The sequence below is a fragment of the Curtobacterium sp. SL109 genome (genome assembly GCF_026672405.1).
In the GTDB taxonomy this organism is placed as follows: domain Bacteria; phylum Actinomycetota; class Actinomycetes; order Actinomycetales; family Microbacteriaceae; genus Curtobacterium.
This window is the reverse complement of sequence record NZ_JAPPRB010000002.1, coordinates 3,249,526-3,272,897: the sequence shown is the minus strand read 5'-3', so window position 1 is coordinate 3,272,897 and position 23,372 is coordinate 3,249,526. Positions and strand designations below refer to the sequence as shown.

General features: G+C 72.9%; 20 protein-coding genes, 1 pseudogene and 1 riboswitch. Of the genes and pseudogenes, 13 read left to right on the top strand and 8 right to left on the bottom strand.

Translation table 11 applies throughout. The features are described from left to right. Positions 1-14: 14 nt before the first annotated feature. The 6 genes from OVA28_RS16870 to ribH all read left to right on the top strand — a co-directional run bounded on the left by OVA28_RS16870 (position 15) and on the right by ribH (position 8,090). A complete protein-coding gene (locus OVA28_RS16870) occupies positions 15-1,817 on the top strand; it encodes a chaplin family protein (RefSeq protein ID WP_268097768.1) in 1,803 nt (600 codons plus the stop codon). 156 nt (positions 1,818-1,973) lie between these two features. Further along, positions 1,974-3,335, top strand: coding sequence for an alpha/beta hydrolase (locus OVA28_RS16865; protein WP_268097767.1), 1,362 nt, complete (start codon positions 1,974-1,976; stop codon positions 3,333-3,335). Continuing rightward, entirely contained in the window at positions 3,332-5,902 is a 2,571-nt protein-coding gene (locus tag OVA28_RS16860; RefSeq protein ID WP_268097766.1) for a bifunctional lysylphosphatidylglycerol flippase/synthetase MprF, read from the top strand. Before OVA28_RS16865 ends, OVA28_RS16860 begins: the two co-directional genes overlap by 4 nt. A 57-nt stretch (positions 5,903-5,959) precedes the next feature. Further along, positions 5,960-6,094: riboswitch (FMN riboswitch) on the top strand. 96 nt (positions 6,095-6,190) lie between these two features. Next, on the top strand, positions 6,191-6,874 hold the full coding sequence (locus OVA28_RS16855; protein WP_194662302.1) for a riboflavin synthase: 684 nt from the start codon (positions 6,191-6,193) through the stop codon (positions 6,872-6,874). Beyond that, on the top strand, positions 6,874-7,614 hold the full coding sequence (gene ribB / locus OVA28_RS16850; protein ID WP_442780807.1) for a 3,4-dihydroxy-2-butanone-4-phosphate synthase: 741 nt from the start codon (positions 6,874-6,876) through the stop codon (positions 7,612-7,614). Before OVA28_RS16855 ends, ribB begins: the two co-directional genes overlap by 1 nt. Beyond that, positions 7,611-8,090: a 6,7-dimethyl-8-ribityllumazine synthase gene (gene ribH / locus OVA28_RS16845; protein WP_071269986.1), complete on the top strand. Its 480-nt coding sequence runs from the start codon at positions 7,611-7,613 to the stop codon at positions 8,088-8,090. Before ribB ends, ribH begins: the two co-directional genes overlap by 4 nt. 80 nt (positions 8,091-8,170) lie before the next feature. Here ribH and OVA28_RS16840 read toward each other — a convergent pair whose 3' ends face one another. Together OVA28_RS16840 and OVA28_RS16835 are read right to left on the bottom strand one after the other, a co-directional pair. Continuing rightward, positions 8,171-8,341: a hypothetical protein gene (locus tag OVA28_RS16840; RefSeq protein ID WP_194662300.1), complete on the bottom strand. Its 171-nt coding sequence runs from the start codon at positions 8,339-8,341 to the stop codon at positions 8,171-8,173. A gap of 66 nt (positions 8,342-8,407) precedes the next feature. Then, a complete protein-coding gene (locus tag OVA28_RS16835) occupies positions 8,408-8,956 on the bottom strand; it encodes a TetR/AcrR family transcriptional regulator (RefSeq protein WP_194662298.1) in 549 nt (182 codons plus the stop codon). Positions 8,957-9,092: 136 nt separating this feature from the next. On the opposite strand from OVA28_RS16835, the gene OVA28_RS16830 reads away from it, so the two are divergent. From OVA28_RS16830 to OVA28_RS16810, 5 genes are all read left to right on the top strand, one after another. Next, complete coding sequence (locus OVA28_RS16830; protein ID WP_268097765.1) at positions 9,093-11,147, top strand: aldo/keto reductase; 2,055 nt, start codon at positions 9,093-9,095, stop codon at positions 11,145-11,147. Then, complete coding sequence (locus OVA28_RS16825; RefSeq protein ID WP_268097764.1) at positions 11,126-12,238, top strand: LacI family DNA-binding transcriptional regulator; 1,113 nt, start codon at positions 11,126-11,128, stop codon at positions 12,236-12,238. The genes OVA28_RS16830 and OVA28_RS16825 overlap by 22 nt, the downstream gene beginning before the upstream one ends. A gap of 195 nt (positions 12,239-12,433) precedes the next feature. Then, positions 12,434-13,957, top strand: coding sequence for an MFS transporter (locus OVA28_RS16820; protein WP_268097763.1), 1,524 nt, complete (start codon positions 12,434-12,436; stop codon positions 13,955-13,957). A 172-nt stretch (positions 13,958-14,129) separates the two neighbouring features. Then, positions 14,130-14,654, top strand: a complete 525-nt coding sequence (locus OVA28_RS16815; protein ID WP_194662292.1) for a flavin reductase family protein — start codon at positions 14,130-14,132, stop codon at positions 14,652-14,654. Positions 14,655-14,698: 44 nt separating this feature from the next. After that, complete coding sequence (locus tag OVA28_RS16810; RefSeq protein WP_194662291.1) at positions 14,699-15,313, top strand: superoxide dismutase; 615 nt, start codon at positions 14,699-14,701, stop codon at positions 15,311-15,313. A gap of 99 nt (positions 15,314-15,412) precedes the next feature. On the opposite strand, the gene OVA28_RS16805 is transcribed toward OVA28_RS16810, so the two are convergent. Further along, positions 15,413-15,988 carry a hypothetical protein gene (locus OVA28_RS16805; RefSeq protein ID WP_268097762.1) on the bottom strand — a complete coding sequence of 192 codons (576 nt, stop codon included), beginning with the start codon at positions 15,986-15,988 and terminating at the stop codon, positions 15,413-15,415. A 178-nt stretch (positions 15,989-16,166) separates the two neighbouring features. On the opposite strand from OVA28_RS16805, the pseudogene OVA28_RS19230 reads away from it, so the two are divergent. Continuing rightward, positions 16,167-17,000: pseudogene (locus OVA28_RS19230) on the top strand (carbohydrate kinase family protein); the annotation flags it as partial. 248 nt (positions 17,001-17,248) lie between these two features. Here OVA28_RS19230 and OVA28_RS16795 read toward each other — a convergent pair. The 5 genes from OVA28_RS16795 to upp form a co-directional block, all read right to left on the bottom strand. Next, positions 17,249-18,736 (bottom strand): serine hydrolase domain-containing protein, encoded by a 1,488-nt coding sequence (locus OVA28_RS16795; protein ID WP_268097759.1) that lies wholly within the window; start codon positions 18,734-18,736, stop codon positions 17,249-17,251. After that, positions 18,733-20,082, bottom strand: coding sequence for a cryptochrome/photolyase family protein (locus OVA28_RS16790; RefSeq protein WP_268097758.1), 1,350 nt, complete (start codon positions 20,080-20,082; stop codon positions 18,733-18,735). Before OVA28_RS16790 ends, OVA28_RS16795 begins: the two co-directional genes overlap by 4 nt. Further along, positions 20,079-20,651, bottom strand: a complete 573-nt coding sequence (locus OVA28_RS16785; protein WP_326493762.1) for a MarR family winged helix-turn-helix transcriptional regulator — start codon at positions 20,649-20,651, stop codon at positions 20,079-20,081. Before OVA28_RS16785 ends, OVA28_RS16790 begins: the two co-directional genes overlap by 4 nt. Before the next feature lie 323 nt (positions 20,652-20,974). Continuing rightward, the gene (locus OVA28_RS16780) at positions 20,975-21,742 is read right to left on the bottom strand and encodes a winged helix-turn-helix domain-containing protein (protein ID WP_268097757.1); all 768 of its coding nucleotides are present in this window, start codon (positions 21,740-21,742) and stop codon (positions 20,975-20,977) included. A gap of 446 nt (positions 21,743-22,188) precedes the next feature. Beyond that, positions 22,189-22,824 carry a uracil phosphoribosyltransferase gene (gene upp / locus OVA28_RS16775; RefSeq protein ID WP_194662279.1) on the bottom strand — a complete coding sequence of 212 codons (636 nt, stop codon included), beginning with the start codon at positions 22,822-22,824 and terminating at the stop codon, positions 22,189-22,191. Between the two features lie 107 nt (positions 22,825-22,931). Here upp and OVA28_RS16770 point away from each other — a divergent pair, with 107 nt between their 5' ends. Next, positions 22,932-23,363, top strand: a complete 432-nt coding sequence (locus OVA28_RS16770; RefSeq protein ID WP_268098236.1) for a nucleoside deaminase — start codon at positions 22,932-22,934, stop codon at positions 23,361-23,363. Positions 23,364-23,372 lie beyond the last annotated feature (9 nt).

Here is a 23,372-nt window from a genome sequence, read left to right as displayed (position 1 = left end):
CAGGAGTGATGACCATGAACAAGCACGTCTCGAGAGGGCTGTGGTTCGCCCTCTTCCTCGGTGGACTGACGCTCGGGGGGACGGCCGCGGCGAACGCGGCGACGACCTCCGGTACGGACGGCATCGTGTCAGGAACCCAGGTGGCGCCGTCGATCGGCGCCCCCGTCTCCGTCGGCGGGAACGCGCTCGGCGTCCTCGGCGACGCGGTGTCGTCGGCCGTGGCAGCTCCGGCTGCTGCACCGTCGCCGGCTGCCGTCCCCGCCCCGGCTGCTGCCGCTCCCACCACCTCGGGATCGGACGGCATCGCCTCCGGCACCCAGGTCGCCGGGGTCGTCAGCGTGCCGGTCGACGTGACCGGCAACGCGGTGGCCGTGCTCGGTGACGCTGCTGCGTCGGCTGCACCTGCGGCTGCAACTGCTGCACCTGCGGCGGCTCCGGCTGCACCTGCCGCGGCTCCGGCTGCACCTGCTGCATCCGCGCCGGCACCCGCACCCGCTGCGGCTCCCGCCACGTCCGGGTCGGACGGGATCGCGTCGGGCACCCAGGTCGTGCCCGCCGTCCAGGTCCCGGTGACCATCGGTGGCAACGGTCTCGGCGTCCTCGGCGAGGGCACGGCGTCGGGCTCGACGCCCACGACGGGGTCCGGCGCCGCTGGGACCGGGACCGCTGGTCCGGGAGGGACGACCTCCGGTGCTGACGGGACGCTGTCCGGCACGCAGGTGTCGCCGGTCGTCTCGGTGCCGGTGACGATCTCGGGCAACGGGATCGGGCTGCTCGGCGACGGGGCTGCGACGGGCTCGGGCTCGTCGCCGGCGTCGTCGCAGCCGACCGCTCCCGCCACGGGATCGGGCACCGCGCCCGTCACCTCGGGTGAGGACGGGATCGGTTCGGGCACGCAGGTCACCCCGGTGGTCAGCCTGCCGGTCACGGTCGGTGGGAACGGGATCGGTGTCGTCGGTGACGGCACCAGCACGAACACGGGCACGGGCACGAACACCGGGTCGACCACGCCGGTCGGCACGGGCACGGGTACCGGGGGCACGACCTCCGGGAACGGCGGGATCGGTTCGGGCACGCAGGTCACCCCGGTGATCAGCCTGCCGGTCACGGTCGGTGGGAACGGCGTCGGCGTCGTCGGTGACGGCACCAGCACGAACACGGGCACCGGGTCGACCACGCCGGTCGGCACAGGCACGGGCACGGGCACGGGTACCGGGGGCACGACCTCCGGGAACGGTGGCATCGGTTCGGGCACGCAGGTCACCCCGGTGATCAGCCTGCCGGTCACGGTCGGTGGGAACGGCATCGGCGTCGTCGGTGACGGCACCAGCACCGGGACGACCCGGAGCGACGGCACGACGCCCGTCACCACCCCGGGCGCCGGCACGACGCCCGTCACCACCCCCGGTGGCACGACCACCCCCGGTGGCACGACCACCCCCGGTGGCACGACGACCCCCGGTGGCACGACGACGCCGGGCGGCACGACCACCCCTGGTGGGACGACCGTCCCGACCGGCGACGACGGCACCACCCCCGGTGACGTCACGACGGTCCCCGCGGGCACGACCACGACCGGCACCACGCCGACCGTGACCGCCGCCGTCACCACCGCCGAGGCCGCTCGCACCACCGCCACGACCACCCCGGTCGGGACGGCAGCGACGACACCCGCAGCCGCGACTGGCACGGGCACCGGCGCCACGCCGGCCGGACTCGCCTACACCGGGGCGTCCTCGCCCCTCGTGCCCGCGGGTCTCGCACTGCTGCTCCTGCTGCTCGGGGTCGGGACGCTCGTCCTCCGTCGCCAGCACTAGCAGGACCAGGGCCGAGGGACACCGGTACGCCGGTGTCCCTCGGTGGCACGCCTGGGAGCGATCTGATCGCCGACTGTGGGCCGCTGATGTCGATGCTGTGAACAGTGGAAGCGGTGCAGCAGCCGCTCGGGAGCCGCAGGGCTGGACGATGGACCCGTGTTCACCGAACTGCTCCGCATCCCGATCGTGACCCCGAGGGTCCTGGTCCCCGTCGACGTCGTCGCCGGGCTGCTGGCCCTCTGGGCCGTCGTCGGCCCCCTCGGCCGACGCTCCCGACGGGGCGTGGGCCGGACCATCGTGAGCGGTCGGGGTCGACTCGCCGTGCGCGGAGGTGCGCTGCTCGTCGGGGCCGGGGTGGGCCTCCTGGCCGTCTGGTGGTTCGGTGACGTGCAGGACGACTTCGGCGTTGCCTTCACACCGGTCACGCGGATGTGGGTCGCCTTCCTCGGCGCGACCGTGGCGCTGTGCATCACCGTCCTCGTGCAGGGCGGGTGGGGGCGTCGGTCCGTGGCGATCGCCGCGCTCGCCGGCGTGGCGCTGGCCACCGGACTCGGTATCAACGTCGACTTCGGTGCCTACCGGACCATCGAACAGGCGATCACCACCGACCCGTACCCGGCGGGGTCGCTCGGGCACCAGCACGCGGCCCCGGCGGACGCGACGGTGGTGGACGCGGCCACCTGGACGGCACCGGCCTCGATGCCGGATCACGCCCGCACGATCTCGGTGCAGATCCCGGGCACGGTGTCCCACTTCCACGCGCGCCGCGCGGTCGTGTGGCTGCCACCGGCGGCCCTCACCGCCCACCCACCGACGCTGCCGGTCCTGGTCGCGCTGTCCGGGCAGCCCGGCCAGCCGTCCGACATGTTCCAGGCGGGTGAGCTCGGCGAGGACCTCGACACGTACGCTCGGGCGCACCACGGCCTCGCCCCGATCGTCGTCAGCCCGGACCAGCTCGGGGCGCCGAACCGGAACCCGATGTGCGTGGACTCCCGACGGCTCGGACGGAGCGCGACCTACGTCATGACCGACACCGTCGACTGGATCCGGCAGCACCTCGACGTGGCCGCGGCCCCGAGCGGCTGGGGCATCACCGGTTTCTCGCAGGGGGCGACCTGCGCGATGCAGTTCTCCACCGAGCACCCCGACGTGTTCGGGTCGGCACTCGCGATCTCGAGCGAGCTCACGGTGAAGAACGGGTCGGAGGCGCACACGGTCAAGGTCGGGTTCGACGGCTCCCGCTCGGCGTACGAGGCCGCTGCCCCCATCGCGACGATGCGCCGGCACGCACCGTACCGACAGCACCTCACGGTGTTCGGCTTCGGGCAGGACGACGCCCCCTATCGGGCCTCGACCACCGCGCTCCGCGCCGCAGCGGGGCGCGCGGGGATGCAGACGTCCCTGATCGTCTCGCCGGGCTCCGCCCACGACTGGAACACGGTGCGGTACGTGCTGACGCACGGGCTGCCGCAGGTCGTCGCGCACCTCGGTCTCCCGGCACAGGCCGGTGCGCTGTGAGCACCGCGAACGCGACCGCCACCGCGTCCCGACGTCGTCCGTCCCTCCGCGACGTCGGCCGCTCTCCGCTCCGCGCGGTCCGGCGGTCGCCGGTGACGGCCGCGATCGTCGTGCTGGTCCTCGCGACGTCGGTCATCGGGGTCGTGATGCGCCTGACCCACGGCGTCGCAGCCGGGCACCACGCCCACGCTGCTGCGCTCGGCGACGCCTTCGGTCCGGCGTCGTTCGGTCCGCTCCGCGTGTTCGTCGTCTCGACCGGCGTCGTCGCGCTCCTGCTCACCCTCGCCGGCGTCGTCGTGCTGGTCGGCGCAGCGGAGCGCCTGATGGGCTCGTGGCGCACGGCGGTCGCCTTCGTCGTGACGACCGTGGTCGGGACGGGCATCGGAGCGCTCAGCGCCTTCGTCGACCTCGACGGACGGAACGCCGGGGCGCTCATCGCCGGACGAGCGACGGCCTTCGACCCGTGGACAGCCATCGTCGGCACGATCGCCACGGCGAGCGCCTTCGCCGGTCCGCTGTGGCGTCGCCGCATCCGGGTGGGCACCCTGGCCGTGGTGGCCGCCCTGTTCCTCTACGCCGGACACGCGTCCGACCTCTACGCGGTGCTCGCCGCCGCGGCCGGCTGGGTGCTCGGCGAGACCCTCCGCAACGCCCCGAAGCGTGTCGGCTGGACCCGCAGCTCGCACCGGGAGACCCGGGTGCTCCTCGGCACCGCGGTGCTGGTGTCGGCCGTCGGCCCGGTCATCGCGCTCGTGTCCCGCGCCCGGGTCGGGATCCTCGCGCCGATCGCCGCCGTCGTCGGTGCGGGCCCGGTCACCCCGGTCGCCGGATGCCGGGCCGACGGGGTCGCCGGGCAGTGCCTCCGCGGACTGCTGGCGTACCGGGCAACGGACCCGTGGACGCTGCTCCTCGCGGTCCCGCCGCTCCTCGTCCTGGTCGTGGGCGGGCTCGGGCTGTTCCGAGGCAGTCGGTTCGCGGTGTGGCTGGTCGTGGTCGTGGACCTGGTGACGGCGATCGCCGCCGCGGTCACCTACGGCCTGGTGCCCGGCCGGGTCGAACGGCTGCACGGGACCGAGGACCGGCTCATCGTGACGCTGTCGATCATCGCGTCGATCGCGGTCCCGCTCGCCACGGCCGTCGTCCTGGTGCTGCTGCGTCGGTCGTTCACCGTGCTGCCCACCCGCCGTCGTCTCGCCGGGTTCGGGATCGCCGTGCTCGGCGCCGCCGTCGTGCTCGTCGTCGTGATGCTCGTCGTCGCCGACGCCTCCCCGGTCCGCATCGACGAGCCCTGGCGCATCGTCGTCTCCGCGCTCGGCCCGCTCGCGCCGACGACGTTCTGGGAGCACCTGCCGCGGCTCGACCCCGGGCTCCGGCTGACCCTCGGTCTCGCCGGTCCGATCCTGTGGCTCGTGGTGGCCGTCGCCGCCGTCCGCCCGACGGGTGCCGCACCGACCGACACCGACCTCGACGGCAGCCGGGCCGCGCGGGAGCAGGCCCGGGCACTGCTCGTGGCCGGCGGGGGAGACACCTTCGGCTGGATGACGACGTGGCAGGGCAACGCCTACTGGTTCACGGCAGACGGTCGAGCCGGCATCGCGTACCGGCGGAACGGTGGCGTCGCGGTGACGCTCGGCGGGCCGTTCGGACACCAGGACGCACGCGACGACGCCCTCACGGCCTTCGCCCGGTTCTGCGACGACAACGGCTGGACCCCGGTGCTCTACGGCGTCGACGAGACCGTCGCCGCGCCCCTCCGCGCGCTCGGCTGGGGCACGCTCCCGGTCGCCGAGGACGCGGACTTCGACCCGCGGGACTGGACGACGAGCGGCAAGAAGAAGCAGGACGTCCGCACCTCGGTGAACAAGGCGGCGCGCGAGGGCATCACGGCGACGTGGTCGAGCTGGCAGGACCTGCCCACGGCCACCGTCCGCCAGATCGAGGCGATCTCCGAGGAGTGGGTCTCGGAGCGTGAGCTGCCGGAGATGGGCTTCACGCTCGGCGGCGTCGACGAGATGCGGGACCCGGCCGTCCGGACGCTCGTCGCGCAGGACGCCGAGGGCACCGTGCTCGCCGTGACGAGCTGGCTGCCCTCCTACGACCAGGGCCGCGTCGTCGGGTGGACGCTGGACGTGATGCGTCGCACGAGCGCGGCACCGAACGGCGTGATGGAGTTCCTCGTCGCGAGCGCCGCGGACCGGATGCGTGAGGACGGTGTCGCGCGCCTGAGCCTGTCCGCTGCACCGCTGGCCCAGGCGCCCTCGACCGCGTCGGCGCGGGGGTCGGCCCCGTCGGACCCGTCGGCGGCGTCGGCCCCGTCCGCGGCGTCGTCGTCGCCCGGGGAGGGCGTGCAGAACCTCCTCGAACTCGTCGGCGGGGTGCTCGAGCCGGTCTACGGGTTCCGGTCGCTGCTCAAGTTCAAGCTCAAGTTCGGGCCGGAGCTGCACCCGCTCGTCCTGGCGTACCCGGACCCCGTGGCGCTGCCGTCGATCGGCATCGCCGTGGTCCGCGCGTACCTGCCGGACCTGTCGCTCCGCCAGGCGGTGGCGCTGGCGCGGGGGCGTGGATGACCGCGTGTGACCCGCACGCCGCGCGCGTCAGGGGGCTGGGGTATCGTTCGGGGTACGCAAGCGCTCCGGGGTCGGTGCAAGTCCGAACCGGTGGTGACAGTCCACGAGCTGACGACGGGTGAACTCCCGACCGATGCTGACCCGGTGGGATTCCGGGACCGACGGTGAGAGTCCGGATGGTAGGCGCGCTGGCGGAGGACACGACCATGCCCACCACGCGGCGTGGACGCGACCTCCGCTCTGCCGACGATCGTCGTGCACACCCGGAGTCCCGTTGAGAGGACACCAGTGTTCACCGGCATCATCGAGGAACTCGGCACCGTCACCGCCGTCGACGCCCACGGCGACTCCGTCGCGCTCACCATCCGCGGCCCGCTCGTGGTCTCGGACGCCCGGCACGGCGACTCGATCGCGACGAGCGGCGTCTGCCTGACCGTCGTCGACCAGACGTCCGACACCTTCACCACCTTCGTCATGAAGCAGACGCTCGACATGAGCGCACACGGCTCGCTCCGCGTCGGTGACCCGGTCAACCTCGAGCGTGCGGCGTCCGTCGGCGACCGACTCGGTGGGCACATCGTCCAGGGCCACGTCGACGGCACCGCCACCGTGCTCGAGACCGCCGACGGGGACGGCTGGCGCCGCGTCCGCTTCGCCCTGACGCCGGAGCTCAGCCCGCTCGTCGTCGACAAGGGCTCGGTCGCGCTCGACGGCGTCTCGCTCACCGTCAGCGCCGTCTCGCCGGAGTCCACCGACCCCGCCGCAGCCTGGTTCGAGGTCAGCCTCATCCCCGAGACCCTCAGCGCCACCACCCTCGGCGACCGCGTCCCCGGCGACCGCGTCAACGTCGAGACCGACGTCCTCGCGCGCCACGTCCGCCGCATGCTGCGGCTCGACGCGGCGGCGCGCGAGCAGACCCCCGCCGACCCGTCGGAGCTCGCCCCCGACTTCTCCAGCCTGGAGGCCCGGTGATGGTCGTCGACGCATCGCAGCACCCCGACGTGACCGCACCAGGGCACGTGGCCGGCTCCTCGTCGGTGGTCGCGCCCGCACGTGTGCCCGGCCTGTCCACCGTGGACGACGCCGTCGCCGCGATCGCGGCCGGCCGTCCGGTGATCGTCGCCGACGACGAGTCCCGTGAGAACGAGGGTGACGTCATCCTCTCCGCCGAGCTCGCGACACCCGAGTGGATCGCCTGGACCGTGGCGCACTCGTCGGGGTTCATCTGTGCCCCGGTGAGCACCGAGATCGCCGACGCCCTCGACCTGCCGCCGATGGTCGAGCACAACGAGGACGTCCGCGGCACCGCCTACACGGTGACCGTCGACGCCGCGGTCGGGGTCACGACCGGCATCAGCGCCCACGACCGCGCCCGGACGCTGCGGGTCCTCGCCGACCCCACCTCGGTGCGCGACGACCTGCACCGCCCCGGACACGTCGTGCCCCTGCGAGCCCGACCCGGCGGCGTCCGCGAGCGCTCCGGGCACACCGAAGCAGCGATCGACCTCGTCACCGCAGCCGGGCTGCGACCGGCGGCGGCGATCTGCGAGATCGTCGACGAGGACGGCAGCATGATGCGGCTGCCGCGGCTCGTCGAACTGGGGGCGCGCGAGGGCGTGCCCGTCATCACCATCGCTGCGCTGGCCGAGTGGCTTGACGCAGCCGACCGGGCGACGACGATCGTCGTGCCCACGGAAGGAACCACACGATGAGCGGAGCAGGCGCGGCGGACCGCGACCAGGTCGACGGCAGCGGCATCCGGGTGGCGATCGTCGCCGGACAGTGGCACGACACCATCGCGGCAGGGCTCCTCGCCGGGGCCCAGCGCGAGGTCGAGCGGCTCGGCGCCGAGGCCACCGTCATCCCCGTCCCGGGCAGCTTCGAGCTGCCCGTCGTGGCCAAGGTCGCCCTCGAGTCCGGCTTCGACGCCGCGGTCGCGCTCGGCGTGATCATCCGCGGCGGCACCCCGCACTTCGAGTACGTCTCCGACGCGGCCACGAGCGGCCTCACCCGCGTGGCGATCGACACCGGCAAGCCCGTCGGCTTCGGGGTGCTCACCCTGGACGACGAGCAGCAGGGGATCGACCGGGCCGGCCTGCCCGGGTCGAAGGAGGACAAGGGTGCCGAGGCCGCACACGCCGCCATCGCGACGGCCGTCGCCCTGCGGAGCCTGCGCGTCCCCGCCTGAGCCCGGTCACGGCGCGGATCGGCCCGCGACGCAGAACGGCCCCGCACCGGTGAGGTGCGGGGCCGTTCTCGACGTTGTGGCTACTTCTTGCCGAAGACGTGGATCGGCAGGAAGAAGGAGAGCGACATCAGGAGGACGCCCGCCATGAATACGAAGGCCTGACCCGAGTCCACCTGGAACGCGAACCCGAACAGGTACATCGACACCAGCAGCAGCAGGATCGAGAAGAAAGCGGCGATGACGCGGCCCACAGGGTACCTCCGGAGGTCAGACGGGTGGATCACCCCAAGTCTATCCCCAGGGGCGCCCGCGCTGGTTCACGCAGCGGGCTTGGTGGACACGAGCCGGTCGACGACGCCGAGCAACGACTCCATGTCGACCGTCGCGCGGTCGGGCCGGACGTCGCTCGCGGCACCCAGTGACGCGGCGTGGTACAGCCCGTCGCCCATCAGCTTGATCGCCTGCGCGGTGGGTGCGTCGCCGAGGGCCTCGACCAGGGTGGCGAGCCAGGCGTTCTCGGTCTCGTCGAGCGTGCGCCCGGCTTCCGCGTACCCGGCCTGCTGCAGACGGCTGGCGGCGAGGAGCGCCAGGTCGAGCTCGCTGCCGACGAACTGGCAGTTGCGGACGAAGTAGCGGGCGGGCCCGTCCTCGGCGTCGCGCATCCGTTCGACGTCGGCCGTGGACAGGTCGACGAGGCGGTCGCAGAGCCCCTCGACGAGGGCGGCCTTCGAGCCGAAGTGGTAGAGCAGTCCGCCCTTCGACACCCCGGCACGAGCGGCGACGGCGTCGAGCGTGGCGGGACGCTCGCCCTCCTCGCACACGATGGCGACGAAGCTGTCGAGGACGCGGTCGCGGGCACTGGCCATGGGGGAAGTCTAGGGAACCACGGGCTCGTGCTGGTCCCACGGCCGCCTCGTGAACGCTCACGACCCTTGATCGAGCGGAGGGAACTGCCCTAGGGTCGTCGTGACCGTGAAGGTTCACGAGACGAACAGGATCCGCATGTCAGCGCAGACCGCGACCACCACCGGCACCACCCCGACCCCGTCCGGCGACACCCCCGGCTGGGCCGTCCTCGGCCCGGGGAGCATCGCCCGCCGGTTCCTCTCCCAGCTGCCGGCGAGCACGGCAGGCGCCACGCTCGTCGCCGCGGGCAGCTCGTCCGTCGAGCGCGCACGTTCGTTCGCCGAGGACGCCGCCGGCCACGGGTTCGCCGACGTCACGGCGACGACCTACGTCGAGGTGCTCGCCGACCCACGCGTCGACGCCGTCTACGTCTCGACCGTGCACACCGGTCACGCGCACCTGGTGTTGGCAGCGCTGCAGGCGGTCAAGGCCGTGCTGTGCGAGAAGCCCCTCGCGCCGAACCACGGCACCGCGATGGCCCTGGTCGACGCCGCCCGGGTCGCCGGCCTGCCCCTGGTCGAGGCCTACATGTACCGCTTCCACCCGCAGACCTCGGCACTGCTCGACCTCGTCCGCCAGGGCGCGATCGGCGACGTCACCCACGTCGACGCCTCCTTCGCGTTCCGGGTGGGGGAGCGCACCGGGCGGCTGTTCGACGTCGACACCGCCGGGGGCGGCATCCTCGACGTCGGCGGCTACCCCGTGACGATGACCGCGGCGATCGTGCAGGCCGCCACGGGCACGGCCGTCGCGGAGCCGACGGACCTGACCGCCACCGGCACCCTCGGCCCGACCGGCGTCGACGAGTGGACCACCGCCGACCTGACCTACCGCGGCCGCGCCGGTCGCACGATCACCGCGAACGTCCGCACCGGTGTCCGCGTGCAGGACGACAACGCCGTCACCGTGTACGGCACCCGCGGACGCATCACCCTGGCGGACCCGTGGACGCTCGGCGACGACCCGACGATCGTCGTCAGCACCGTCGACGACGACCCCCGCACGCTGTCCTTCGCCGGCGAGCACCCCTACGCCCGTGAAGCCGACGCCACCACCGCCGCACTTGCCGCCGGCCAGGGCGAGGCCGCGCAGATGACCCTCGACGAGTCACTCGCCACCGCCCGCACGCTCGACCGCTGGCGCGCCGCGATCGACCTGCGCTACCCGTTCGAGGCCGAGACCGCCGACATCCCCACCGTCAGCGGCCGACCGCTCACCGTCGCGTCCGACACCACGATGCTGTACGGCGAGGTGCCCGGCGTCGGCAAGCGGATGTCGCGCCTGGTGATGGGCGTCGACAACCAGCCCGACCTGGCCCACGCCAGCGCGGTCTTCGACCTGTTCGTGGAGCGGGGCGGCAACGTCTTCGACACCGGGTACATCTACGGCGGCGGCGTGCTCGAAGGTCGTCTGGGGAAGTGGATCCAGAACCGCGGCATCCGGGACGACGTCGTCGTGATCACGAAGGGTGCCCACACCCCGTACTGCGACCCGGAGTCCCTCAGCCGTCAGCTGCTCGAGAGCCTCGAGCGCCAGGGCACCGACCACGCGGACATCTACATGATGCACCGCGACAACGAGGACGTGCCCGTGGGGGAGTTCGTCGACGTGCTCGACGAGCACCGCCGCGCCGGCCGCATCCGCGTGTACGGCGGGTCGAACTGGAGCCTGGCGCGCTTCGACGAGGCGAACGCCTACGCGAAGGCGAACGGCAAGCACGGGTTCGACGTCCTCAGCAACCACTTCGGGCTCGCCGAGGCGTACGACGTGCCGTGGGAGGGGTGCCGCCACGTCACCGACGCCGCGTCGAAGGCGTGGCTCGAGGAGCGCCAGGTCCCACTGCTGCCCTGGTCGTCCCAGGCGCGCGGGTTCTTCACCGGTCGTGCGACGCCGGAGGACACCAGCGACGCCGAGCTCGTCCGCTGCTACTACAGCGACGACAACTTCGAGCGGCTCCGACGTGCGAGCGAACTCGGCGAGCAGTTCGGCGTCCCCGCCACGGCGATCGCCCTGGCGTACGTCCTCAACCAGCCGTTCCCGACCTTCCCGCTCTTCGGACCGCGCACCATCGCCGAGGCCCGCTCCTCGATGACCGGCCTCTCCGTCGAGCTCACCCCGGAGCAGGTCGCGTGGCTGGACCTCCGCGCCTGAGCGAGACGACGCCGGGTGCGATGACGCCGGGCGCGACGACGCCGGGCGAGACGACGCCAGGCGCGACGCCGCCGGGCGAGACGACCGCGGGCAAGCAGCCCCCGACCCCCGCCGGCCGCGCGACGATCATCGACGTCGCCGCGGCCGCCGGGGTGTCCCGGCAGACGGTCACCCGGGCGATGAACGGCATGACCGGCATCAGCGCGGCGACCAAGGAGCGGGTCCTCCTGGCGGCCGAGGCCCTCGACTACCGCCCGTCCCGCTTCGGCCGTGGCCTGGTCACCGGCGGCGACCACCAGCTCGGCCTGGTCGTCGACGACCTCCGCAATCCGTACTCGCCGGAGCTCGCCGCCGCGGTGCTCGGGTTGGCCGCGGACCGCGGGTGGAACGTGATGCTCGCCGACGTCGGGCTCGCGAGCGACCCGTCCCGCATGGTGCAGGCCCTCGGCGTCCAGACCGACGTCGTCATCGGGTACCTCGGGCTGCGCGCTCCGGAGTGGATCGAACAGCTCGGCTCGGTGCCGGTCGTCGAGCTCGACCCCGCCGGCACGGTCACCCGGGCGGCCGTACGCATCGACCCGACCGAGGCCATCGACGCACTCGCCGACCACCTCGTCGCCACGGGCGTCAAGCACCCCGTGGTCCTCGACGCCTCGACCGACGGAGCGCCCAGCCACCGCGGTGGGCTGATGGCCGACGCGCTGCGCCGACGCGGCTACCTGCCAGAACTCGTCCACGGCGGGGAACCGACCGCTGCGGCAGGCGCCGCGGCCACCGAACGACTGCTCACCGACCGCCGACGGCTCGACGCCGTGCTCGCCTTCAACGACGTGACCGCCCTCGGCGTGCTGTCGGCCTGCCGCCGTGCGGGCGTCGACGTGCCGGGTGACGTCCGCGTGGTCGGCGTGGACGGCCTGCCGCTCGGCGGTCTCGTCGCGCCGACCCTCACCACGCTCGCGGTCGACCTCGAGACGGTCGCGCAGCAGGCGCTCGACCTCGCGCTCGGCATGCTCGCGGGGGACCTCCCGCGCCAGGGACCGACGGTGCAGCGCACCGTGCGCCACCGCCTGCTGGTGCGCGAGTCGGCCTGACCGCTCGGCCGGGGCAGTGGGCACGACCACCGCCGGACGGGAGGCTCGGCGCAAGTCCGGCACCGAGCCTCCTTCCCGACGTTGGTTGCATTTGCAACCACAACCGTCCGGACGGTACAGTAGACGGAGTCCTGCCGGGCCGCGTGACGACTTCCGCGCCCGTGGCACCTCCCTCGAAGTCCTCGGAGCACCACCATGTCCGCACTCCTCACCAGTCCCGTCGCCACGCGTGTCACCGCGAGCCGCGCACGACGGTTCCTGGCGCTCGCGGTCCTGATGCTGCCCGTCCTGCTCATCTCGGTCGACAACACGATCCTCAGCTTCGCGCTGCCGTCCATCGCCCGGGCGCTGAACCCGGACGCCACCACGCAGCTCTGGATCGTCGACGCCTACCCGCTCGTGCTGGCCGGGCTGCTCGTGGTGATGGGCAGCATCGGTGACCGGATCGGACGCCGCCGGATCCTGGTGGTCGGTGCGACCGGGTTCGCCGCGATGTCCGTCGCGGCCGCCTTCGCCACCGACGCCTGGATGCTCGTCGCCGCCCGCGTGGCGATGGGCGTGTTCGGCGCGATGCTCATGCCGGCGACGCTCTCGATCATCCGCAACGTGTTCCCCGATGCGGGGGAGCGTCGCATGGCCCTCGCCGTCTGGTCGACGATGTTCGCCGCGGGGAACGCCCTCGGCCCGCTCGTCGGCGGCGCGCTCCTGGCGCACTTCCACTGGGGCAGCGTGTTCCTGGTCGCGGTGCCGATCCTCGTCGTGATGCTGGCGGCCGTGCCGTTCTGCGTGCCGGAGTCCCGCGACCGCAACCCCGGTCCGGTCGACGTCGTGAGCATGCTGCTCTCGCTCGGCACGCTGGCGCCGGTCGCGTGGGCGATCAAGTCGATCGTGCACCCCGAGGAGCGCGGCCTCGCCATCGCGATGGTCGCCGTCGGCGTGATCTGCGGCATCACCTTCGTCCGTCGGCAGCTCCGCACGCGCACCCCGATGCTCGACCTCCGGCTGTTCCGCAGCACGGCGTTCACGGGCAGCGTGCTGATGAACATGGCGGCGATGTTCTCGCTCACCGGGTTCCTGTTCTTCATCGCCCAGCACCTGCAGCTCGTGGCCGGGCTCGACCCCTTCGCGTCCGGCATCGTCCTGATCCCCGGGTCCGTGCTGACCATCGTCGCGGGCATCGTCGCCGTGCCGATCGTGGCCCGTGTCGCGCCGCGGTGGGTCGTCAGCGTCGCCCTGCTGTTCTCCGCCGCCGCGTACGGCCTGGTCGCGGTGCTCGGGCACCATGCATCGATCGCCGCGCTGGCGTTCGCCTTCGTGCTGCTCGGCATCGGGATCGGCGCGTCCGAGACGATCACGAACGACCTCATCATCTCCACGGCCCCGGCGGACAAGGCCGGCGCGGCGTCGGCGGTGTCCGAGACCGCGTACGAGATCGGTGCCGTGCTGGGGACCGCGATCCTCGGCACGATCCTGGCCACGGCCTACCGCGCGCACGTCGTGGTGCCGGGCGGGCTGTCGTCGACGTCGCACACCGCGGCGCAGGAGACCCTCGGCGGCGCGGTGTCGGCGGCGAACGAGCTCGGCGGCACCGCTGGGCAGGTGCTCCTCGAGTCGGCCCGGGCGGCGTTCGACTCCGGCGTGACGATCACGGCCGGCGTCGCCGCGGTGCTCATGGTCGTCGCCGCCGCGGGCGCGGTCGTCATGCTGCGTCGCCGCTGACCCCCTGCTGGGCCCGCGCGGTGGGCCGCCACCGCGCCGTCCGGTCGGCGCGCCCGGGATGCCCCGAACCTGGGAATCGTTGACCTCAACCAGGGTTCAGGTCATACGTTGGGACCTGGCCACGAGGACCACGGCCACACCGCACCCGAACGAGGAACGAACGACGACTCCCATGCCCGAAGCCATCCCCGCGGACGCCGTCCCGACCACCATCGCCGACGCCTACAAGTCCGCGTTCCGTGGCCACCCCGCCGGCGTCGCCGTGATCACCGCCGAGGGACCGGACGGCCCGACCGGCCTGACCGCCTCCAGCGTCGCGAGCGTCGCGATCGACCCGCCCGTCCTGGTGTTCTCCCTCTCCACGAACTCGGGGTCAGCCGGCACGATCCTCGGCGCCCCGCTGTTCGTCGTGCACCTCATGGACTCGCACGGCGTCGCCCTCGCCCGGCGGTTCGCGTCGACCGGCAGCCCCGCGGCCGACGACCCGATCTGGGGGACGCTGCCCTCCGGCGACCGCTACCTCCCCTCTGCGGCGTCGGCGCTCCGGTGCCGCCCGCTCTCGACCACGCCCATCGGCAGCTCGACCGTCGTCGTCGCCGAGGTGCTCGACATCGTGCTCGGCTCCGAGCGCGGCGAGCCGCTGGTCTACCACAACCGGGAATTCCACTCCCTCACCGATCGTTCCCGGCTCTCGTGAGCTGCGGAGCACCATCCGCCAACCACTGATCGAAAGGAACTCACATGGCTGAGTACACCCTGCCGGAGCTGCCGTACGACTACGCCGCACTCGAGCCGCACATCAGCGGCAAGATCATGCAGCTGCACCACGACAAGCACCACCAGGCCTACGTCACCGGTGCGAACACCGCCCTGCAGCAGCTCGGCGAGGCCCGCGAGTCCGGCAACTTCGGTGCGATCAACAAGCTCGAGAAGGACCTCGCCTTCCACCTCGGTGGGCACGTCAACCACTCGATCTTCTGGACCAACCTCGGCCCGGACACCAAGGTCCCCGAGGGCGAGCTCGCCGCGGCGATCGACGAGTTCTTCGGCTCCTTCGACACGTTCAAGGCGCAGTTCGCCGCCGTCGCGAACGGCATCCAGGGCTCCGGCTGGTCCGTCCTGGCCTGGGACACCGTCGGCCAGAAGCTGACCACGTTCCAGCTCTTCGACCAGCAGGGCAACATCCCGTTCGGTCTCGTCCCGATCTTCATGCTCGACATGTGGGAGCACGCCTTCTACCTCGACTACCTCAACGTCAAGGCGGACTACGTCAAGGCCGTGTGGAACATCGTCGACTGGGAGAACGTCGCCGCGCGCTTCGCGAACGCGAAGTCGCAGAGCTTCGTCACGCTCTGACACACCGACGGCGGGTCACGGTGGTGACCTGACGACGGACGGGAGGCCCGGTGCCAGCTGGCACCGGGCCTCCCGTCCGTCTGCCGTGCGGTCCGAGGATCAGGTCGTCACGAACGCCGTGCGGGCCACCAGGCCGGCGGCGAGGGCGCGGAGCGCCGCGTCCGCGTCGGTCCGCTCCGGGTCGACGACCGCTCCCCACTGGATGCCGCGGGCCGCCAGGACCGTGCCCTGTGCCGTGCGTGCCGCCTCGGCATCACAGCGGTCGTGTGCTCGGCACCAGGCGGCGACGGCGTCGATCTCGGCGCGGTGCACGGACCGTTCGCGATCTCGATCGCAGAGGGACTCCACGGAGCCGAGCTCGAAGGTCAACCGTGCGGCGAGGGCGCGTTCCGGGTCGTCGAGGCCGCCGAAGACGGCCACCAGGTAGGTGGCGAGGCCGTCCTGGTCGGTGGCGGGGTCGAGCGTGAGACCCGCGGTGGCCTCGGCCAGGTGCTCGACGACGGCGTCCACGAGGGCGTCGCGGGATCCGAAGTGGTAGACGATCGGGTAGGCGCTGGTGCCGAGGACGCGGCCGAGGCTGCGGACCGAGACGTCCTCGAGCTTGGTGCCCTGGAGGTGCTGCGCGACCTTGCTGATGATCGCCGGCTTCAGGGTCGGGTCGGGCTTGCGAGGCATGGGCGTCTCCGCGGGAGCAGTGGATGGCGGGTCGCCGGTGTACGACCATCACACATGGTAGCGGTGATGTACCAGTTGTCGGTCCAGACGTGGCGGGGGACTGTGTCCCGGCTGGGCGTCCGGGCCCGAGTCTGTACGAACAGAAGTGGAGTAATTCTCGGATTCACGTATCGTGGAGATGATGACCCCGCCTCCCGAACGCCCCGTGCCGCCCCTCAGCGCCGCAGCACCCGGTCACGGACGGTCGGTCGGGGGCCGACGCCGCGGTGCCGGGAAACGCTTCCTGGTCGTCGGCGACGTCCTCGACGGCGTGCTCGTCCAGACGAGCGCCAGGACGACCGGCGACCACGACCCCGCCGCCGTGATCCGACACCGACCCGCCGGGGCTGCCGGCGCCGCCGCCACGTGGCTCGGATGGCTCGGTGCGGAGGTGGACCTGGTCGGTCGGGTCGGGGTCGACGACGTGTACCGCCACGAGCGCGCCCTCGAGGACGCCGGGGTGCGCGCGAGGATCGGCTACGACCCCAGGACGTCGACCGGTGCCGTGGTGTCCGTGCGGAGCAGCGTCGGCCGGACGTCCATGTCGGACGGGGGCGCCAGCGCGCTCCTCGGCGCCGACGACGTCCCGCTCGACCTGGTCCAGCGCGCCGACGTCGTCCACCTGACCGGAGCCGCGATGCTCGGGTCGGGCGGCACGGAGCGCATCGCCGCGCTCGTCGCCCGGGCCCGGGTCGGCGGTGCCCGTGTCTCGCTCGACCCGTCGTCGGTCGCCGTGGTGCGGTCGATCGGGGGTGCGGCCTTCCTCGCCGCGATCACGGGCGTCGACGTGCTGATGCCCGGGCAGGACGAGGCCCTCGCGCTCACCGGGGCGTCCGACGTGGTCGCCGCCGCCGCTGAACTCGCGCGCCACGCGCCGCTCGTCCTCGTCACGCTCGGCCACGAGGGCGTGCTCGTCGCGCGGCCCGGGCGGACACCGCAGCCGGTGCCCGCGACGCCGGCCACGGTGGTCGACACGATCGGGGCGGGGGACGCCTTCGCTGCTGGCTTCCTCCGCGCCTGGGCGACCGACGCCGTCCGGGTCGGGGCGGCCACGCGCGAGGGGGACCCGGGTCGCGGCTCGCGCGCTCGGGTTCGTGGGTGGGCGGCCGCCCGTCTGAGCCGCCCGGTCGTCGTCAGGTCGTCAGGCGGTCAGCTCGGCGGGCGGTGTCCTCGCCGGGCGGCCAGCGCGTCCTGCTGCCGGCTCATCGGGCGACGTGCTCGTCAGGCCGTGCCTTCGGCGGGTTCGGCGGTGACGGTGAGCGTCTGGACGCGCCCGGCCGCGAGCGGCGCCAGGCGGATCTCCACGCGCAGCCGACCCGCGGTGCCGGGCAGCCACCAGCGGAGGTGTGTCGGCGTGTTCGACAGCTCCTGCACCGGGGGAGCCGAGCGGTCGGCACCCACCTGGGCGACCGCGGCCTCCAGGGTCTGCCGACGGCGGTCGTACGGCACGTCCATCGCGACGTTCGGCGTGCAGATGGTGTCCGCCAGGTCGTCGTCCCTGTCCGCGAGGAGCCGAAACACGGCAGCCTGCGCGGCGCGGGTCTCCGGGAGGACCTCGGGCGTCGGGGGCGTCGTCGGGCTCGTGGCGGCCAGCAGCAGGTCGTGGGCGGTCTCGGCCGCGACCGAGACCTTCGCCTGGGTGGCGTTCTCGAAGGCGACGACACCGAGGCCGTTCCGGACGGACCACCGCATGTGGGCCGAGAAGCCCGGGTAGCCGCCCGAGTGCGACACGATCGCGCCGTGGTGGTCGTCCTGCTCGACGAACAGCCCGAAGCCGTACCCGACCGGTCGTCGCGCACCCGGGACGGCTGCGCCCGGGATGTGCCGCATGGCCTGCTGCATGTGCCGGCGGTCAGCCGCGGAGACCGGGCCGTCCTCGGCCTCGGCGCCCGGCCGACGCATCGGCGCGAAGGCCGACGACAGGTGCCGTGCCCACCGCGACAGGTCCGCCACGGTGGAGTACAGGCCGCCGATCGGGGAGAAGGCCCCCGGGCCGGTCAGCGGCAGCGGCTCGAAGGTGCCGCGGTACGGGCGGACACCGGTCACGACGTACCCGCGGGCGTCCTGCTCGGTGAAGACGGTGTCGTCGAGACCGAGCGGCCGGAGCACGACGTCGGTGGCGACGTCGGTGAACGGACGGCCGGCGACGACGGACACCGCCCGTCCGAGCAGTGCGTAGCCGAGGTTCGAGTACGCGAAGCCCGTTCCGGGCACGGAGTCGAAGAGGAGCCCGGCGCGCAGGACGTCGTCGAGGTCGGCGTCGGCGATGGCCTCCTGGCGGTCGCCCCACGGGTCGTCGGTCGGGAACCCGGCCGACATCGTCAGGAGCATCCGCAGCGTCGGCACGGGGGAGTCCGGCGTCGGCAGGGTGACCTCGGCGAACGCCGGGACGAACTCGGTGACCGGGGCGTCGAGCGACACCCGGCCGTCGGCGACGAGGGAGAGCAGCGTGGCCGCGGTGACGCTCTTCGTGCAGGACGCGATGCGGTACACCGTGTGTGCATCGGGAGCCCTGCCGTCGCCACGGTCGCCGTGCCCGCCCGAGGCGACGAGGCCGTCGGCGTCGAACACACCCCACACCGAGCTCGGGGTGGTGCCGCGTTCGACCCGCTCGCGGAACAGGTCGTCGACCCGCCGGAGCACGGCGGGGTCGAGCGGAGCGGAGCCGTCGGCGGGTGCGCCCGGTGCCGCCGCGGACGACGACGTCACGATCGCCGCATCTGGTCGTAGGCGTCGAGGGCGCGTTGCCGGGTCGCCTTGAGGTCGACCATCGGCTCCGGGCGGTCCTCGTCGGCCGGCACCCAGCGCCGGACGTACTCGCGGTGCTTGTCGAACCGCTCGAGCTGCCGGTCCGGGTTGAACACCCGGAAGTACGGCGCCGCGTCGAAGCCGGACCCGGCGACCCACTGCCAGTTCCCGGCGTTGTTCGCCGGGTCGGCGTCGACGAGGGTGTCCCAGAACCACTGTTCGCCGATGCGCCAGTCCACGAGCAGGTTCTTCACGAGGAAGCTCGCCGTGGCCAGGCGGACCCGGTTGTGCATGGCGCCGGAGCTCCAGAGCTCCCGCATGCCGGCGTCGACCAGGTCGAAGCCCGTGCGGCCCTGGTACCAGCGCTGCAGTTCGTCCTCGGAGGCCTCGCGCCACGGGAACGCGTCGAACTCCCGACGGACGTTGACGGTGGCGAGCTGTTCGCAGTGGAAGTACTCGTTCCAGTTGAACTCGCGCCAGGCGAGCTGTCGGAGGAACGCCGGTGCCTGCTGCCGCTGGTGCGGTTCGAGTCGCCCGTGCAGGCGGTGCCACACCTGGTACGGGCTGATCTCGCCCCAGCGCAGGTGCGGCGAGAGGTCGCTCGTGGCCGCCATCGCGGGTTCGTCGCGCTGCTCGTAGTCCTCGAGCGCGTTGTCGACGAAGTCCTCGAGGAGCTTCGCCGCGCCCTGCTCACCCGGGGTCCAGGCGTCGCGGAGTCCGCCGGCCCAGTCCGGGGCGGTCGGCAGCAGGGCCCAGTCGGCGAGGTCGTCGCCCGCGGCGTCCGACGGGGACGGCAGCTCGCGCGGCTTCGGGAGCGGGTGCCGGGGCTCCGGCATCGCCTGTGCCGCACGCCAGAACGGCGTGAACACCTTGTACGGCTCGCCCTGCCCGGTGCGGACCGTCCACGGTTCCCAGAGCAGCGCGGCCGCGAAGCTGTGGGCCTCGATGCCGCGGTCGGTCAGGGACGCCTTGATGCCGGCGTCGATGTCGCGCTCGACCGGCCCGTAGCGACGGTTCCAGAAGACCCCGTCCGCGCCGGTGTCCGCGACGAGCTGGTCGATGACGTCCGCAGCGGCGCCCCGACGCAGGACGAGCCGCGACCCGTGCTGACGCAGGTCGGCGTCGAGCGAGGCCAGCGAGTGGTGCAGCCACCAGCGTGCCGCGGCCCCGAGCGGGCGGATGCCGGCGCTGTCGTCATCGAGCACGTAGACGACGGTCAGGTCGCCGCCGTGCTCCATCCCCGCACGGAGGGCCGGGTTGTCCGCGAGCCGCAGGTCGTCCCGCAGCCAGACCAGTGCGCCCGTCATGCGGAGACGGTGTCGGTCGTGGCACCGCGTCGCGCCGCCGGGAGCTCCCCGGTGGCCACGCGGAGCTTCGTGCAGAGGTCGGTGAGCGTCCGGAGCTCGGCGTCGTCGAGGCCGGCGCTGAGCTGCTCGGCGATGCTGGTGGCGTGCTGGACGGCGACGGCGCGGTAGACGTCGAACCCGTGCGGCGTCAGCGCGACGATGACCCCGCGGGCGTCGGTCGGGTCCGGCTGCTTCTCGACGATGCCGCGGGTGGCGAGCCGGTCGACCAGGCGGCTGACGCTCGGCTGCGTCAGGAGGAGGTGGCCGGTGAGGTCGCGCATCCGGCAGCGGCGGCCCGGCTGCGTGGAGAGGTTGAAGCAGACGTCGTACTCGTTGAAGGAGATCTCGTCCCCGGGGAACTCGCTGTTGAGGTTCCGCATCACGGACACCTGCGCCCGGAAGAGGGCTTCCCACGCGGAGACGGCGACGGCCTTCTCACTGCGGGTGGGGTCCGGGACGACGGTCTTGTCGTGCCCGAGCGTCCTGGCGTCCAGGAGTGTCGGCTCGTCCACGAGCGCCTCGTCGTCCACGGTCGCGGTCCTCTCGGTCGGGTGGCTCACCACACTACCGACGGCATCGGACACTGGTCGGCCACGCCGCCGCCCGTCCGTCGACGGCGCGGGCGGGGGAACGCACGAGGGCCGGTCGTCCTGGGGACGACCGGCCCTCTCCCTTGCACCAAGAGTGTCCTGCAATCACATTCCACAGCCGCTGCCACAGCAAACAACGACTGCAGAACTGACTGTATAACGAAGGGGTAACGGGCGCCAGCGGCAATCCTGCTTCGTTGCCTGCGAGTTCCCTCGGAGCCGGGCGAACGAGGGGCAGGCGGCCGCGCCGGACCGCCCCGTGCTCAGAAGAGGTCGGGCGACGGGGTGGAGGCGTAGCGGACGGCGACGTCGGCGTGGCGGTCGAAGCGGTACCCGACGCCGCGGACCGTGCGCACGATCTCCTCGAACGCGCCGAGCTTGGAGCGGAGACGACGGACGTGCACGTCGATGGTCCGCTCGTTCGGGGTCTCGTCCTCACCGTCGGACCACAGGCCCTCGATGATCGCCGAGCGGTCCACCGTGCGGCCCTCGCGGAGCACGAGGAACTGCAGCAGCTCGAACTCCTTGAACGTCAGGGGAGCCGCTTCGCCGTCGAGGGTGACGCGCTTGCGGGAGATGTCGATGACGACGCCGGTCTCCTCGGGCTCGGGCTTCTCGGCCTGCTTCCGTGCGGCGACGGCCGACCGGTCCTGCAGGGCGAGTCGGACGACGTCGACGTCACGTCCACCGGAGTGCTCGGCGGCGACGGCCACGGCAGCGTAGGTCTCCGCAGTGGGGACCAGCTGCGCGGTGAGCGCCTTGAGCTGCTCGACGACCGCAGCGAGCGTGGTGCCGGCCGCGGCGGCCTTCTCCTCGTCGATCCCGACGTAGAGCGCGAAGCCACGTGCCTCGGTGCCCTCGGGCAGGGCGCGGTTCCGCTGCGGAGCGACCACGGGGCTGGTCGGGATGGTCGTGCGCTCCGGCTGGACCGCCGCGCGACGGGGCCGGATCGGCGTCACCGTGCCGAGGTCGGTCGGGGCCGGTGCTGCGGCGCGGAGGGCGGTCTGGGGCTGGGGGATGGTGAGCGACATGGCGGTTCTCCGTGCGGTGTGGCCGCGACTGCTCCCGCAGTGCGTCCGGTGTCGAATGCGTCGTCCCGGGTGGCGTCCGCCTGACGGCGGGAGGCATCGGCGACCAACGGTCCTGCTGCGGACCGGGGCTGCCCGGGGATGCGGGGAGACGACCTCGAGACGGGACGTGTCGCGTCGTCGGTGGTCGTCACCCGAGGATCACGCGCTCGCGACGGGGGTGGTGTCGCGGGGGATCCGGCTGGAACGGGTACCGGTCAGGCACACATTCGACAACGCATGACCGCCGTCGTCGGCATCATCATGCCGGTCGTCCCCACTGCCCCTGCGGAGGAGCACGCCTCGGAGAGGACGCGGGTGGACACGAGTGCAGTCATGGACACGAGTATCAGCGGTATACCAAGCCGCTGTCAACCGTCCGACCGGACGGTGCGGTCGTGTCGGACCGGCTACTCGGCCAGGCCGTACAGGCGGTCGCCGGCGTCGCCGAGACCGGGGACGATGTACCCGTTCTCGTCGAGCCGCTCGTCGAGCGCGCCGAGCACGATCGTGACGTCGCGGTCGCCGACGGCTTCCTCGACGGCCTTGAGTCCCTCGGGTGCGCCGAGGATGCACACGCACGTGACGTCCTCGGCTCCGCGGGCGAACAGGAAGTCGATCGCCGCTGCGAGGGTGCCGCCCGTGGCCAGCATCGGGTCGAGCACGAAGCACTGGCGGTTCGACAGGTCGTCGGGGAGGCGCTCCGCGTAGGTCTGCGGCTCGAGGGTCTCCTCGTTGCGCGCCATGCCGAGGAAGCCGACCTCGGCGGTCGGGACGAGCTTGACCATGCCCTCGAGCATGCCGAGGCCTGCACGGAGGATCGGCACGACGAGCGGACGCGGCTTCGCGATGGCGACGCCCATGGTCTGGGCGACCGGGGTCGAGATCGGCGTGGCCGTGACGCGGACGTTCCGGGTGGCTTCGTACGCCAGGAGCGTGACGAGCTCCTCGGTCAGCGCCCGGAAGGTGGGCGATGGCGTGGTCCGGTCGCGGAGCACCGAGAGCTTGTGCGTGATGAGCGGGTGGTCGGCGACGTGGACTCGCATAGGGTCGAGCGTAGCGTGCCCCGTGCCGACCAGCGGTCGCGGGCGTCACCGAGGAACCCCCAGGAGGACCCGTGGAGCACCCCGCCGCCCGTCCGTACGTGGCGGCGATGGAACGGGCGCTCGACGAGGCCCGGGCGTGCCTCGCCACCGGGGACGTGCCCGTCGGCGCCGTGGTGCTCGACGAACACGGTGCCGTGGTCGCGACCGGACGCAACGAACGCGAGGCGACACAGGACCCGACCGCGCACGCCGAGGTCATCGCGCTCCGGGCAGCCGCGGCCGCGACGGGGGACTGGCACCTCGACCGGCACACGCTCGTCGTCACGCTCGAGCCCTGCCCGATGTGCGCCGGTGCGGTCCTCGCGGCCCGCGTGCCCCGGGTCGTGTTCGGCGCCTGGGACCCGAAGGCCGGGGCGTCGGGCAGCGTCTACGACATCGCCCGGGACCGCCGGCTGCCGCACCGGACCGAGGTCGTGGCGGGCGTGCTGGAGGAGCAGTGCGCGGCACTCCTGGACGACTTCTTCGGCGAGCGCCGCTGACGCTGACGC